Consider the following 543-nt stretch of genomic DNA (forward strand, 5'->3'; position numbering starts at 1 on the left):
TTGCTGTGTATGTGCCTGATGTACTTACCGTGATGCTTGTACCTGTTGAGGTGTTGCTCCACTTAACTGTACCTGCACATCCTGTCGCACTCAAGGTCGCTGTCTCGCCATTACACAAGCTGTTCTTGTTGCTGCTGATAACTGGGGCTGCTGGACTGCTACCTGTCGTGATCACTACTGAATTGCTGTTGCCACTCTCGCCACAATTATTCATACAACTTGCTGTGTATGTGCCTGCTACACTTACTGTGATGCTTGTACCTGTTGAAGTATTACTCCACTTAACCGTTCCTGCACAACCTGTTGCACTTAATGTTGCTATTTCGCCATTACACAAACTGTTCTTAGTCGTGCTGATGACTGGGGCCGCTGGGCTGTTGCCTGTCGTGATCACTACTGAATTGCTGTTGCCACTCTCGCCACAACTATTCATACAACTTGCTGTGTATGTGCCTGCGGTGCTTACTGTGATGCTTGTACCTGTCGAAGTATTGCTCCACTTAACTGTGCCATTGCAACCTGTTGCACTCAACGTCGCTGTCT

General features: G+C 48.1%; 1 pseudogene. It reads right to left on the bottom strand.

Annotation, left to right across the window (positions count from 1 at the left end):
• Positions 1-543: pseudogene (locus MJQ71_RS20845) on the bottom strand (hypothetical protein); the annotation flags it as partial.

The sequence above is a fragment of the Emticicia aquatica genome (assembly GCF_923079645.1).
GTDB lineage: Bacteria > Bacteroidota > Bacteroidia > Cytophagales > Spirosomataceae > Emticicia > Emticicia aquatica.